Consider the following 14025-nt stretch of genomic DNA (forward strand, 5'->3'; position numbering starts at 1 on the left):
GCCTACCCGGCCAGCTCCTTGCGGATGCGGTCCAGCATGAACGCCGAGGACTCCTTGGCCCGCTCCTCCCAGGCGAAGACGCAGGCCGTGGCGACGCCGTCGAAGTTCAGCTCGCGCAGCGTGCCGAAGAAGGCGTCCCAGTCGACCTCGCCCTGCCCGATGTCCAGGTGCTGGTGGATGCGGGCCGGGGTGCCGGGCGGGTTGAGAATGTAGCGCAGGCCGGACGAACCCTTGTGGTTGAAGGAGTCCGCGATGTGCACGTGCTGGAGCTTGTCACCGGCGTAGCGCATCATCGCCGCGATGTCCGCCGTCGGGTCCGCACCCGACAGGTGGAAGGAGTGCGGGGCGCAGTAGAGGTAGTTCACCCACGGCTTGTTGATCGCGCGGACCAGGTCGACCGCGGGGGTGTTCTCCTCGCAGAAGTCGTCCGGGTGCGCCTCCAGGTTCAAAGCGATGCCTTCGCGCTCGAACACCGGCAGCAACTCCTCCAGCGAGCGCCAGAAGGCCGCCTCGCTCTCGGCGGCCCGCTCGGGACGGCCGTTGAACTCGCTGTTCATGAGCGGACACTCGAGGTCGGAGGTGATCTCGATCATCCGCTTCCAGTAGCGGACGGCCGCCTGCCGCTCGGTCTCGTCCGGCGAGGACCACTTGTACAGCGGCAGCACGGACGAGAGCTGGACGCCGTGGGTGCGCAGGGAGTTCTTCAGCTCGGCGATCCGCTCGTCGTCGGCGCGCGGGTGCAGGAAGAACGGCATGAAGTCGTCGCGGGGCGACAACTCGATGTACTCGTAGCCGAGTTCTGCGACCGTGCGCACCATCTCGTCGATGGGCAGTGCGCGGAGCATGTACGGGTCGAGGGCGATTTTCACGCGGCACCTCCGTAGCAGGCGGGACGGGGCTTGAGGTCGGTGGCGACGACGCGGCCCGACTCCAGGGCCTCGACGGTCGCCGCGGTGATGACGGTGGCGGCGTAGCCGTCCCAGGCCGAGGGTCCGGTGGGCTCGTCGCCGGCGGTGAGGGCGGTGATCCACTCGCGGAACTCGGTGTCGAAGGCGTCCCGGAAGCGGCCCACCCAGTCCGTGAGCACCTCGGTGCTGTGCCGGGCGGCGGTGCGCACGCCGACCGCGGCGGGGTCGGGGAGGCGGACGAGGCCCTCCTCGCCGACGGTCTCGCACTGGATGTCGTAGCCGTACTGGCAGTTGACGAAGACCTCGAGGTCGATACGGACGCCCTTGGCGGTCTCGAACAGCATGATCTGCGGGTCCTTGAGGTGCTCGAACCGCTTGCTCGTGGCGCGCGGCAGGACCACCTGAGCGGAGATGATCTCGTCGTCCAGCAGCCAGCGCAGGACGTCGATCTCGTGCACGGCCGTGTCGAGGGCGGCCATGTCGGAGGTGTACGACTGCGGCACGGTGGGGTTGCGGTGGGCGCAGTGCACGATCAGGGGTTCGCCGATCCGGCCGGAGTCGATGACCTGCTTCAGCTGCCGGTAGCCGGCGTCGTAGCGGCGCATGAAGCCGACCTGGACCAGACGGCGGCCGTGGGCCATCTCGGCCTCGACGATCTTCAGGCAGTCCTCGGCGGTGGTGGCCAGCGGCTTCTCGCAGAACACCGGCTTGCCGGCCGCGATGGCGTTCAGCACGTGCTCGGCGTGGGTCGGGCCCCAGGACGTGACCAGCACCGCGTCCACGTCGTCCGCCGCGATCACGGCGGCACCGTCGGGCAGCACTCGGGCGCCGACCGGGGCCGCCGCGTCCTCGGCGCGGGCGGCGTCGATGTCGGTGACCGCTGTGACACGGGCGCCGGTGACGGTGTCGGTCAGGCGCCGGATGTGCTCCTTGCCGATCCAGCCGGCGCCGATGACGCCTACTCGCACAGTCATGGGTGGTGGTCCTTTCTGCGGTCCCCGGCCGCGACGGACCCGGGGACGGGGTGTTCAGGAGGAGCAGACGGGGTGTTCAGGAGAAGCAGGAGAGAGCTGGTGACCAGGTCCTCGGTGAAGGGTGTGAGCCCGAGGTCCTCCGGGCGGCCTCCGTCCGCGTGACCGTGCTCTCTGCGACGTCCGTCATGGGCCGCTTCTCACTTGCTGACCGTGGGGCGCCGGATACCGGTCAGGCCGCAGCCCGCCAGGTGCTCACGGGTGCTGACGGCGATGGGCAGCGGCACCTCGGGTGCGCACGGGTACAGGTCCTGCTCGACGATGACGAACAGCTCCGCGTCGAGCCGGGCCAGTTCCGCGACCACGTCGGCGGGCCTGGGCACGCCCGCGGGCGGCGACACGCACACACCGCGCCTGACGGCCTCGCCGAACGACAGGTCCTCGGCGGCGACCTGGGCGAGGATCTCCGGGTCCATCTGCTTGATGTGGACGTACCCGACGCGCTCGCCGAAGCGGCGGATCAGGTCGAGGTTGTCGCCGCCGCCGTAGGCGACATGGCCGGTGTCCAGGCAGAGGTTGGTCCAGCGGGAGTCGGACTCGTTGAGCAGGCGCTCGATCTCCGGCTGGGTCTGGATGTGGCTGTCGGCGTGCGGGTGGACGACGAGGCGTACGTCGTACTCGTCGAGGAGCAGCTTGCCGAGCCGGTCGGCGGCCTTGCCGAAGCCCGCCCACTGCTCGGCGGTCAGCTCCGGCGACTCGGTGAAGGCGCCGGTCTTCTCGTCGCGGTACATGGGCGGCAGGAGCACCAGGTGGTGGGCGCCCGCGGCGGCGGTCAGCTCCGCGACCCGCCGGACATGGGCGAGCGTCTCGTCCCAGGCCTCGGGCCGGTGCAGAGCGCCGAAGGCGGTGCCGCCGGAGACCTGCAGCCCGCGCGCGTCGAGCTCCTCCCTGAGCTGCTGCGGGTCGGTGGGGAGGTAGCCGTACGGCCCGAGTTCCAGCCACCGGTATCCCGCCGCGGCGAGCTCGTCCAGGAAGCGGGTGTACGGGACCTGCTGGTCGTCCTCGGGGAACCAGACTCCCCACGAGTCGGGGGCCGAGCCCAGGCACAGGTTGCCCGCGGTGGTGCGGAGCGAGGTTGGCACCGTTGCCATGACAAGTCCTTCGGGGGAGGCGGCGGTCGTCGGCGGACGTATCCACGGATCTTCTGTCGCGCTCTACTAGCGCGCTCTAGTGCGAGTACGATGACTCTGGTCCAAATGTCATGTCAATAGCTTGCTGCTGGGAGATTTCGAGCGCTGGTTAAGGTGAACGGCGTCGAAGGGTGGGTTCACAGGTGGATGCGTCAGGCCGTCAGCGGCCCACGATGGCGGACGTCGCCGAGAAGGCCGGAGTGTCCCGAGCGCTTGTCTCGATCATCTTCCGCGATCTTCCGGGCGCCGGTCGCGAGACACGCGAGCGGGTGCTGCGCGTCGCCGACGAGATCGGCTACCGCCCGGACAACGCGGCCCGGCTGCTCGCGCGCGGCCGCAGCCGCACCCTCGGTGTGATGTTCACCGTCCACCAGACCTTCCATACGGACCTCATCGCGGGCATATACCCGGAGGCCGAGCGGCTCGGCTACGACGTCCTGCTCTCCGCCGCGGCCCAGGGCCGCAGCGAGGAGAAGGCGGTGGAGGCGCTGCTCGGCCACCGCTGCGAGGCGGTGATCCTGCTCGGCCCCGACGCGGACCCCGGCTACCTCGACGCGCTCGGCCGCCGCACCGTCGCCGTCTCGGTGAGCCGCCGGGTGCCCCATGCGCGCGTGGACTTCGTGCACAGCGCCGAGGGCAAGGGCGCCCGGCAGGCGATGGACCACCTCGTGGAGCTGGGCCACCGGCGGATCGTGCACATCGACGGCGGGCGCGGCCCCGGCTCGGCCGAGCGGCGACGGGCGTACCGGGCGGCGATGCGCAGGCATGGGCTGGAGGCCGAGCTGCGGGTGATCCCCGGCGCGCACACCGAGGAGTCCGGCATCGAGACGGGGCGCCTGCTGCTGGCGGAACGCGACCAGGGGCGGCCGCTGCCCACGGCGGTCCTCGCGGGCAACGACCGCTGCGCGATGGGCCTGTTGATGACGTTGACCCGGGCGGGCGTCGAGGTGCCGCGCGACATGTCGGTCGTCGGCTACGACGACAGCCACCTCTCCCACCTGATGCCGATCGGCCTGACCACCGTCCGCCAGGACGCGGTCCTCATGGCCGAGCACGCGGTCCGCTTCGCCGTGGAGCGGCTGGAGGACCCGGAACTGCAGCCGCGCGAGGCGGTGCTGGACCCCAAGCTCGTGGTCCGGGGCACGAGCGGGCCGGCCCCGCAGGAGCCGGCCTGAGAACAAACAGCGGCGGTGCCGACCGTGCCCCGTCGCGGTCACGGCCGACACCGCCTGTCCATGGACGCGCCTAGCGCGTGCCCTTCGCGGCGAACTCGGCCACCGCGTCGACGTTGTCCTTGGTGATGAAGGCGGGCCCGGTCAGCACCGGAGCGGTGCCGCCGCCGCTGAAGTTGCCGTTGGTCTTGTACAGCCACAGCGAGTCGACCGCCAGGTAACCCTGCAGGTAGGGCTGCTGGTCGACGGCGAACTCGACCTTGCCGTCCTGCACTGCCGTCACCAGTTCCTTGTTGAGGTCGAACGTCGCCACCTTGGCCTTGCTGCCCGCGTCGGACACCGACTGCACGGCGGTCAGCGCGAACGGGGCGCCGAGCGTGACCACCTGGTCGATGGAGGAGTCCTGCTGGAGCTTGGCGGTGATCGTCGACTTCACCGACGGCATGTCGGTGCCGTTGACGTACAGGATGTCGGTCTTGCCCTTGAACCCCTTCTTCAGACCGGCGCAGCGGGCCTCCAGCGCCACATGGCCCTGCTCCTGGATGACACAGACGGCGTGCTTGGCACCCGTCTCGTTGAGCCGCTCACCGAAGGCGTTGCCGGCGATGTTCTCGTCCTGGCCGAAGTACTCGAGCATGCCGAGTTCCTTCCAGTCGTCCAGGCCGGAGTTGAAGCCGACGACCGGGATGCCGGCCGCCGTGGCCTTGGCCACCACGGCCTTCATGGCGCTCGGCTTGGCCGCGGTCAGGGCGATGCCGTCGACCTTCTGGTCGATGGCGTTCTGCACCAGGTTGGCCTGGTTGCCGGCGCTCGGGTCGCTGGAGTAGACGAGCTTGACGTTGTCCTTGGCCGCGGCGGCCTCGGCGCCCTTGCGGATCAGGTCCCAGAAGGTGTCGCCGGGGGCCGCGTGGGTGATCATGGCCACGGTCATCCGAGGAGTGTTGGCCTTGCCCGCCGAGGCGTCCGCCGAGCCCTCCTCGGACTCCTTGCCGCCGGAGCTGCTGGAGCATCCTGCGGCGAACAGGGTGGCGGCCAGGGCGGCGGCCGTCAGAGTGGCGGCTCGGTGGTGTCTGCGCATGTCCCATGCACCTCGCTGTGCTAGTAGGGGCGGGTTCTCAGGTGGGGGGAGGTTCACGGGTACCGCCCGTTGGATATCGACTGGAGCGCTGCACTAGCGCGCTCTAGTGGCAGGTACTATGCGGCTGTCCGCAGATGATGTCAATGGCTTTGTCAGGACGTATCGACAAAGGAGATGCGGCAGGGGGCGTCACGGGGTGCGGACGGCCCGCCGGCCAGGGGCGACGCGCGACCACCCCGCCTCGAAAAAGACGGGGTGGTGACGTCCGGGCGGGTGACTGCTCAGGCGGGCCGTATCGCGCTGTGGATCGCCGACTCGCCGGCGTAGTGGATCGACTCCTCGCGGATGATCGCACCCGGTCCCGGGGCGTGGATCATCATGCCGTTGCCGGAGTAGATCCCGACGTGTCCGACGTGGAAGAGCACCAGGTCACCGGGCTCCAGGTAGGCCAGGGCGACCCCCCGTCCCGCCGACGCCTGCTCCTGGGCGGTGCGGGGCAGCGTGATGCCGGCGGCCTTCCAGGCGGCCTGGGTGAGGCCGGGGCCGTCGAACGCCTCCGGGCCGGTCGTGCCCCAGACACAGGGCTTGCCCAGCTGTGCACGAGCGAACTCCAGGGCGCGGACGGCCCGGGTGTCCTGCGATCCCGTGGAGGTGAGGGCGGTGCTCGGAGCCAGTGCTGCGCCCGGGTCCGGCGTCAGGCTCAGGACGGGAGCAGTGAGGGGGTCGGCGATCGGGGCCGGGGCGGGTGTCGGCCAGGCCGTCGCGCCGGGCGGGACCGTGGTGAGGTCGGCTGCCGACTGGGCCCGCAGTGCCTGCCACTGCTCCTCGGCCGACGGCTCGAGCCGGGCCGGTGCGGCACCCCAGGCGTCGGCGGCGGGCAGGGCGGCGGGCGCCGTGAGCGGATCCGCCGTGAGCGGATCGCTCTGTCGCGTGGCGTACAGGGACAGCAGTTCGCGGGCCAGGTCCAGCTTGCGCTGGTTCTGCTCCTTGGTCGCCCGCAGCCCGGACCGCTGCTGGAGGTCGGCCGCCGCCGGTTCGGTGGCCGGGGCGGCCGAGGGGGGCAGGGCGGGGATCGCCGGCATGACCTGGGTGGCCTGAGCGTCGGCCTCCGGAGCGGCCGGCAGGGCGGCGAGCGGGTCGGCGGGCAGCTCCGCCAGGGGATCCGTGCCGGTGGTCGGTGCGGCCGTCAGCTCCAGTGGCGCGCGACCGGAGGCCCCCAGCGCCAGGTCGGTGCCGTCCGCCGGCCGCGCGGGCCTCGACTGGGCGGGACGGTCCGGCATTCTGTCGCTCGGCAGCACCGCCGGGACGATCGGACCCAGATTCGCGCGCGCACGGTCGAACCACTGCCGGGCGACGCTGTCGAGGGAGCGGTCGCCGCGCCGGCTGTCCGCCTCCCGGGGCGGGGCGGCGGGTGCGCGTCCGGCGTCGGCCGATGGGGCGGCGCGCCCCGGCGGTCCCGCCGACGACGCACGGGTGGCGTTGAAGGTTCCCGAGTCGGTCTCGGCCCGGTCGTAGAGAGCGGCGACTCGTCGGCTGACCTCCTCGCGGCTCGGTGACTCGTCCGCGAGGGAGGGGGTGGCGCCCGCCGTCTGGCCGAGCAGGGCCACCGAGGTGAGGGCCGCCGACGCGAGTGCGGAGTTGCGCATGCCGGGCAGGCTGAGAGCCCCCGGCCGCGCGGTGCCTTCCGGCGCCATGGGCGACGTACTCCTTCCGTACTCCGCCTACCGAGTTAGCTGACGGGTTCGGGCGGTCGGTCCGGAAGGTGTGCCCTACGGCCCTTGCCCCGAAAGGCGGTCGGGCCGATTCACCCCAAGTTCGGTTGGGTCCCCGGCTCCGGTGAACCTCGATGGCGCACCGGACTCGGCGGAGGCCGCGCGTCCCGACGGGGTTCGCCGGAGGTCGTCGTGCGGCCTGATCCGTAACCTAGCCAACTTGTGCGCCTGCCGTGAAGGTTGAGGCGTTAAATGTCCGATACGTTTTTGTGACCTTCGACGCTTGGAGGGGAATGGCCGCCCGCTTCACTTCGCGGTGCTTCGGCGCCGCCACGCTTCGTAGTGATCCAGGATCGTCTGCTCGATCGGGCGGTAGCTGATGCCCAGTTCGCCGATGCTGCGGCTGTTGTCCACTCGGAACCGGATGCCGAGGTGTTTGCGGATGTGATCCTGCGTCAGTCCGAAGGCGGGGCCGAGGACGCGAACCGGCCAGTGCGGGAGTGCGGTGCGCGGGAGGCGGAGGTCGCGCGGGTGGCGGGTGCGCAGGATGCGGGACATCTCGTGGAACGACGTCATGGTCTCGGCGGCCACGATGTAGCGGCCCTTGGCGTCCGGGTTCTCGGCCGCCGCGATGTGCGCGTCGGCCACGTCGCGCACGTCCACCGTGGTGAAGCTGAAGTCCGGGGCGCCGTAGAAGAAGTAGCCCCTGAACAGCTCCTGGAGCAGGAACAGGCTGCCGGACTCGGAGGCGGGAGTGAGGGACGGCCCCAGGATCAGGCCGGGGTTGACCGACACCATGCGCCAGCGTCCCTGGGCGGCCTCCGCCTCCCATGCCGCGCGTTCGGCGACCGTCTTCGCGTAGTGGTACGGGTTGTTCTCCACCGTGCTGGTGGTGTTGAAGTACCGCTCCGAGAGCACCTGGTCGTCCATGTCCAGGACGTCCGCGTAGTCGCCGAAGATCGCGCCCACGGTGGAGGTGAACACGAGCCTGTCCACCGTGGGCGTCCGCTCGATGGCCGCCAGCACATTGCGGGTGCCGTGCAGGGCCGGCTCGACCATCTCCCGGCGGCCGTCCTTGATCTTCTCCGGCATACGGAACGGCGAGGCCACATGGAACACCGTCCGGCATCCGGCCATCGCCTCGTCGAAGGAGCCCTCGGACAGCAGGTCCGCCTCGAACAGCGACAGTTGACCGGGGTGTGCCTCCTGCATCTCCCGCAGCGGCCGCAGCTTCGCCGTGGCGGCCGTGTCGCGCACCGTGGCGTGGACCCGGTGGCCGCGCTCCAGGAGCCGCCTGACCAGATGACTGCCGACGAAGCCGCTGCCGCCGGTCACCAGCACGGCCGCCGAACCGTCCGAGCCCACGCCCCTCACCCCTCACATCGTGCGGTCGGGGGTCACCCTATGGCGCCGTGTCACCAGCGCGGGAGCCGCGGCTCGTACTCCGGGTGGATCCGCCGCATGTAGCCCGTGTCGTCGCGGGAGCGCACCCCCGACTCGACGTACAGCCGGTGCAGCCGGTCGAGGGCGTCGTGGTCGAGTTCGACACCGAGCCCCGGGCCGGTGGGTACCTCGACCGCACCGTCGCGCAGTTCGAGGGCGCCGGGGGCGATCACGTCGTCGGCCGAGTTCCACGGGTAGTGGGTGTCGCAGGAGTGGTCGAGGTTGGGGATGGCCGCCGCCACATGGGTCATCGCGGCGAGGCTGATGCCCAGGTGCGAGTTGGAGTGCATCGACAGCGCGATGCCGAACGCCTCGCAGACCGCCGCCAGTTCACGGGTGCGGCGCAGCCCGCCCCAGTAGTGGTGGTCGGTGAGCAGCACCTGGATCGCCTGCTGCTCGATCGCCGGCTTCAGATGCTCCCAGGCGATCACGCACATGTTGGTGGCGAGGGGAAGCGGCGAGCCCTTCGCCACCTCGGCCATGCCGGGGATGGTCGCGGTCGGGTCCTCCAGGTACTCCAGCACGCCGTCCAGCTCGCGGGCGACGTACCCCGAAGTCTCCACCGTCCAGGCCGTGTTGGGGTCCAGTCGCAGCGGCTGCCCGGGGAACGCCTCCGCCAGTGCCCGGATCGCCGCGATCTCCTCGTCGGGCGGGAAGACACCGCCCTTGAGCTTGAACGAACGGAAGCCGTAGCGCTGTTGCATCAGCCGGGCCTGCTCCACGATCCCGGCGGCATCCAGCGCCTCGCCCCAGTCGTCGCCGACCGCCGGGCGGCCGTCGAGCGCCGGGTGCCGCGCCCACTTGTAGAAGAGGTACGCCGCGAAGGGCACCGAGTCCCGGACCCTCCCGCCCAGCAGATCGCTGACCGGGCGGCCGAGCAGCCTGCCCTGGGCGTCGAGGCAGGCGACCTCCACCGCCGAGGTCGTCCAGCCGCGTTCGTGGGAGCTGGGCACGGTCGGGAGCAGGGCGGCGTCGATGGCCGTCGCGATGGCCGTCGTGTCGAAGGCGTCCATGCCGACGACCGCCTTCGCCGCTGCCTGAAGTCGCTCCAGACGGGCGGTGCCGCCCGGGGACTCGCCGAGGCCCACCGTGCCGTCCTCCAGGACGAGTTGGAGGACGATGCGCAGGGCCAGCGGCTCGTGGACGCCGCCCGAGTTGAGCAGGGGCGGGTCGCGGAAGGCGATCGGCGTGATGATCAGCTCGCGGATGCGGGTGCCGAGGGCGGTGCTCATGCGCGGACCGCCTCCAGACCGCGGTCGACGAGTTCGGCGAGCCGGGCGACATGCTCCGGCGTGGGGTCGAGCAGCGGTGCCCGTACGCCGCCGACGTCGAGGCCGCGCAGGGTCACGCCGGCCTTGACGAGCGCCACGGCGTATCCCGGGACCTCGTCGCGGAGGGCGACGAGGGGGCCGTAGAACTCGTCGAGGAGGGTCGTCACCAACTCCTCGTCACCCTTGGCCAGCGCCTGGTGGAAGGCGAGCGCGATCTCCGGCGCGAAGGCGAACACGGCCGAGGAGTACAGGTCGACGCCGATGCCCCGGTAGGCGGGCGCGGTCATCTCGGCGGTGGGCAGCCCGTTGAAGAACTGGAAGTCCGCACCGCCGGGTACCGCGCGCACGGCACGCACGACGCGGTGCATCAGCTCGATGTCGCCGATGCCGTCCTTGAGGCCGACGACCCCGGGCAGCGCGGCGATCTCGGCCGCCGTCGACTCGGTGAGGCGGGCGCTGCCCCGCTGGTAGAAGATCACCGGCAGATCGGTCGCGGCGGTGACCTCCTCCACGTACCGCACCAGGCCCCGCTGCGGCGCCGTCACCAGGTACGGCGGCAGCAGCAGAAGGCCGTCGGCGCCGGCGCGCGCGACCCGGGCGGCCTGGTCCCGGGCGACCGGCGGCGGGCCGCCCGCCGCGGCCAGGACGGGCACCCGCCCGGCGGTCGTCTCGACCGCGACCCGCGTGGCCCGCTCGATCTCCTCGGGCGTCAGCGCGTGGAACTCGCCGGTGCCGCAGGCGACGAACACCCCGCCGGCGCCCGCGGCCACCCCGGACTCGATGTGCTGAGCGAGCCGTTCCGTGTCCAGCGAGCCGTCCGCGGTGAACGGCGTGACCGGGAAGAACAGCACTCCTTGGAACTTCATTTCTCCCTCGTAACTACGGTGGGGTCAGCCCTTGGTGGCCCCGGCGGCGATGCCGGTGACCAGCGAGCGCTGGAGGAGCAGATAGACGATCAGGCTGGGGAGCAGGGCGATGACCGCACCGGCCAGCACCACCCCGGAGCCGACCTCGGGGTCGGTGCGCAGGATGGACAGGGCGACGGTGACCGTGTAGTCGGTGGGGTCCTTGGAGGCGATCAGGGGCAGCAGGTACTGGTCCCAGATCATGATGAAGCCGAGGACGCCGGCCACGCCGAGCGCGGGCCCGCACAGCGGCAGGACGATCTGCCACAGCATCCTCAGCTCCCCGACGCCGTCGAGCCGGGCGGCCTCCTCGATCTCGTCGGGGACGTCCCGCATGAACTCGGTCAGCATCATCACCGAGAAGCCCCAGGCGCCCAGCGGCAGGATGACGCCCCACACCGTGCCCTTGAGGTCCAGGTGGACCACCGGGACATCGCCGAGGACCAGCGACAGCGGGATCGCGATGACCTCCTCGGGGAGCATCATCGTCAGCATGAACAGGGTCAGGACCAGCGCCTGGCCGCGGAACCGGTGCCGGGCCAGCGCGTAGGCGGCGAGCGTGCACACCACGAGCTGGAGCAGCAGTCCGCCGCCCGCGATGACGAGCGAGTTGGTGAAGTAGTCCCAGATGCCGCGCTCGCCGGCCACCTTGAAGTTCAGCAGGGTGCTGTCGTGCGGCAGGAACGACAGCGAGGAGCCGCCGGCGTTGGTCGTGAACGCTCCCGAGAGGATCGTCAGGAAGGGCGCCGCGAAGACGCCGAGCGCGATCAGACAGAGCAGGATCCGGAAGGTCCAGGCGGGCCCCGGCCGGTCGCTCCAGCCGAGGGCGGTGTCGAAGCGGGCCGGGGTGGTGCGCCGCGGCCGGGCGCCGGGCCGGGCCGGGGAGCCGGGGGCCGTGGGCCGGACGGGGTCGATGACGGGGGCGCTCATCGCACGTCTCCCCTCCTGCGGAAGTAGTTGACCGTGACGGTGAGCAGCAGCGTCACGCAGAGCAGCACGACGGAGGCCGCCGAGGCGCCGCCGATGTCGTTGCGGGTGAAGCCCAGGGTGTAGGCGCGGGTCATCCAGACCTCGGTGGATCCGGCCGGGCCGCCGCCGGTGAGGACGTAGACCTCGGTGAACACACGCAGTCCGCGGATCGCGGCGAGGGTCAGGACGATGCCCAGGGCGGGGCGGATCGCGGGAAGCGTCACGTACCGCAGCCGCTGCCACAGCGAGACGCCGTCCATCGCGGCGGCCTCGTACAGCGAGCGGTCCACGCCCGCCAGGCCGGCGAGGATGATCACCATGTTGTACGGGGCCCAGATCCAGATGCCCATGGCCATCGTCGAGTACAGCGCGATGCCCGGGTTGTCGAGGAACTGGACGGGGCCGAGCCCGAGCAGGTGCAGGCCGCCGTTGAGGAGGCCGTCGGAGGTCGGGTAGTACAGCAGCCGCCACAGCTCGCCGACGACCGCCGTCGCGGTCACCGCGGGCAGGAACACGGCCGTGCGGATGATCTTCAGCGAGCGGGCCTGGCCCTCGAGCAGCAGCGCCAGGACGAAGCCGAGCAGGATGGCGCCGAGCGACTGTCCCATGCCGAGGATCAGGGTGTGCCCGATGGCGTCCTGGAAGCGGTGGTCGGTCAGGACGCGGGCGTAGTTGTCCAGGCCGATCCACTGGTCGCCCAGGAAGGGCCGTACGTCGAAGAAGCTGAGCCAGACGCCCTTGGCCATCGGCCAGAACTTGAAGACAAGCGCGAGCAGCAGCCCCGGCGCCAGGAAGAGCCAGGGGACGACGGCCTTCCTGCCGAGGACCCTGGAGGGCCTGCGCGTCGCGGGGGTGGTCACGGTAGCGGTCATTTCAACAGGTCCTGGTCCTTGAGGTCGCCGGCGAGGGTCTCGTCGAGCTCCTCGAGCTGGGAGCGGACGTCTCCGCCGCAGTACGTGAAGATCGCGTTGAGCGCGTCGGCGGTGTCCTGCTTGACGGGGGCGAAGTCCGGGGCGTTCGGGAACTCCTGGGAGGCTTCCTCGTACGCCTTCTGTACGACGCTCCAGCGGGCGTCGTCGCGGACCTTCGCGGCGTCCAGCGTGGAGTTGACGGGGATGCGGACGACGGGCTGGTGACCGTCGACGCTGGTCATGGCGATCCGCTGGCCCTCGGGCGAGACCAGGAACGCGGCCAGCGCCAGCTCCTGTTCGTCATTGCCGGTCTTGGCGCCCAGGTAGACGTTCTCGCCGTCGGCCAGCACATCACCGCCCGCCGGACCGGCCGGGGCGGGGACGACCTCGTACTTGTCCCGGCCGAGGGTCTGGTCGAAGGTGACGATGTTGTACGGGCCGGTCATGTACATCCCGGCGTTGCCGTCCTGGAAGTTGGTCGCCGTGGCGGTGACGGCGGTCAGGGCGCCGGGCTGGGTGACACCCTTGTCGCCGCAGAAGAGGTTGTCCTTCATCCAGGTCACGGTGTTGACCGCGGCCGTCGAGGTCATGGCCGGCCGGTAGGTGCCCGCGCCGTCCGGCTCGATGATCTCGGCGCCGCCCTGCCAGAGGAAGCTCGCGCCCCACCAGGCGGCGTAGCCGTTCTGGGCGCTGCCGGGCGCGACCATGCCGTAGGTGTCGGCCTTGCCGTCGCCGTCCGGGTCCCTCGTGGCGAAGGCCCTGGCGACGGAGAGCATCTCCTGCCAGGTCCTGGGCGCCTTCAGACCCAGTCTCCTGAGCCAGTCGGTGCGGATCATCAGGGTCTGGGCCTGGCGGGAGTACGGGATGCCGTAGTGCCTGCCGTCGATGCCGACCGTGGAGGCCCAGGTCCTGTCGGTGATCTGGTCGCCGCCCTCGATCGACGCGGGGTCGATGGGCTTGAGCAGGCCCTGGCTCTGGTAGCTGCCCATGAGCGCGGTGTCGTTGATCATCACGTCCGGCAGGTCCTTGGTGGACGCCCGGCTCTGCAACTGCTGGTCGAAGTTGATGACCGGCTGGTAGTCGATCTTGATGCCGGTCCTCTTGGTGAAGGCGGTGAAGACCCGTTCGTAGGTGGCAGCGGAATCCGGATTGCTCCGGGTCCACACCTCCAGCATGTTCGGGTCGTCGCTGCCCGCGCTGCCGGAACCCGAGCCGCATGCGGCCGTTCCGAACGCGAGCGCCGTGGCGACGAGCAGGGCGGCCGGGCGGCGACTTCGTCGGTGATCCCGCATGGGCACACTCCGTGGATCCGCTGCAGTTCATGTACGTGAACCAACTTCACGCATCTAAATGATCGGCCAAGCTACGAATCGTTTCAGTCGTATGTCAAGACATGGCCGCCAGATTTCACCGACCCCACAAGGGCGGGCGCCAACAGGGCGCATTCGCGTCACCCCTGGAAAACCAGCCACGAAGGGTTGTGTGCGACTCGCGG

General features: G+C 70.8%; 12 protein-coding genes and 1 riboswitch. Of the genes, 1 reads left to right on the top strand and 11 read right to left on the bottom strand.

The genetic code is table 11. The features are described from left to right. Positions 1-2: 2 nt before the first annotated feature. The 3 genes from IM697_RS17575 to IM697_RS17585 form a co-directional block, all read right to left on the bottom strand. Positions 3-869 carry a sugar phosphate isomerase/epimerase family protein gene (locus tag IM697_RS17575; RefSeq protein WP_194048629.1) on the bottom strand — a complete coding sequence of 289 codons (867 nt, stop codon included), beginning with the start codon at positions 867-869 and terminating at the stop codon, positions 3-5. Continuing rightward, a complete protein-coding gene (locus IM697_RS17580) occupies positions 866-1882 on the bottom strand; it encodes a Gfo/Idh/MocA family oxidoreductase (RefSeq protein WP_194048630.1) in 1017 nt (338 codons plus the stop codon). The genes IM697_RS17575 and IM697_RS17580 overlap by 4 nt, the downstream gene beginning before the upstream one ends. A gap of 197 nt (positions 1883-2079) precedes the next feature. Beyond that, complete coding sequence (locus tag IM697_RS17585) at positions 2080-3030, bottom strand: TIM barrel protein (protein ID WP_194048631.1); 951 nt, start codon at positions 3028-3030, stop codon at positions 2080-2082. A 212-nt stretch (positions 3031-3242) separates the two neighbouring features. Between IM697_RS17585 and IM697_RS17590 the strand changes: the two genes are divergently transcribed. Next, positions 3243-4244, top strand: a complete 1002-nt coding sequence (locus IM697_RS17590) for a LacI family DNA-binding transcriptional regulator (protein ID WP_194049755.1) — start codon at positions 3243-3245, stop codon at positions 4242-4244. Positions 4245-4314: 70 nt separating this feature from the next. Here the strand turns inward: IM697_RS17590 and IM697_RS17595 are convergent, their stop codons facing one another. From IM697_RS17595 to IM697_RS17630, 8 genes are all read right to left on the bottom strand, one after another. Then, positions 4315-5319, bottom strand: coding sequence for a sugar ABC transporter substrate-binding protein (locus tag IM697_RS17595; protein ID WP_194048632.1), 1005 nt, complete (start codon positions 5317-5319; stop codon positions 4315-4317). Between the two features lie 281 nt (positions 5320-5600). Further along, entirely contained in the window at positions 5601-7013 is a 1413-nt protein-coding gene (locus IM697_RS44635) for a C40 family peptidase (RefSeq protein WP_228044726.1), read from the bottom strand. An 8-nt stretch (positions 7014-7021) separates the two neighbouring features. Further along, a riboswitch (cyclic di-AMP (ydaO/yuaA leader) is annotated at positions 7022-7195 on the bottom strand. A gap of 142 nt (positions 7196-7337) precedes the next feature. Next, entirely contained in the window at positions 7338-8396 is a 1059-nt protein-coding gene (locus tag IM697_RS17605; protein WP_194048633.1) for an NAD-dependent epimerase/dehydratase family protein, read from the bottom strand. 50 nt (positions 8397-8446) lie between these two features. Further along, a complete protein-coding gene (locus IM697_RS17610) occupies positions 8447-9706 on the bottom strand; it encodes a glucarate dehydratase family protein (RefSeq protein WP_194048634.1) in 1260 nt (419 codons plus the stop codon). Further along, positions 9703-10611 carry a 5-dehydro-4-deoxyglucarate dehydratase gene (locus IM697_RS17615; RefSeq protein ID WP_194048635.1) on the bottom strand — a complete coding sequence of 303 codons (909 nt, stop codon included), beginning with the start codon at positions 10609-10611 and terminating at the stop codon, positions 9703-9705. Before IM697_RS17615 ends, IM697_RS17610 begins: the two co-directional genes overlap by 4 nt. 24 nt (positions 10612-10635) lie before the next feature. Then, positions 10636-11580, bottom strand: coding sequence for a carbohydrate ABC transporter permease (locus IM697_RS17620; protein WP_194048636.1), 945 nt, complete (start codon positions 11578-11580; stop codon positions 10636-10638). Beyond that, entirely contained in the window at positions 11577-12491 is a 915-nt protein-coding gene (locus IM697_RS17625) for a carbohydrate ABC transporter permease (RefSeq protein WP_194048637.1), read from the bottom strand. Before IM697_RS17625 ends, IM697_RS17620 begins: the two co-directional genes overlap by 4 nt. Beyond that, positions 12488-13822 carry an ABC transporter substrate-binding protein gene (locus IM697_RS17630; protein ID WP_194048638.1) on the bottom strand — a complete coding sequence of 445 codons (1335 nt, stop codon included), beginning with the start codon at positions 13820-13822 and terminating at the stop codon, positions 12488-12490. Before IM697_RS17630 ends, IM697_RS17625 begins: the two co-directional genes overlap by 4 nt. Between the last annotated feature and the right edge of the window lie 203 nt (positions 13823-14025).

Source organism: Streptomyces ferrugineus, assembly GCF_015160855.1.
In the GTDB taxonomy this organism is placed as follows: Bacteria; Actinomycetota; Actinomycetes; order Streptomycetales; family Streptomycetaceae; genus Streptomyces; species Streptomyces ferrugineus.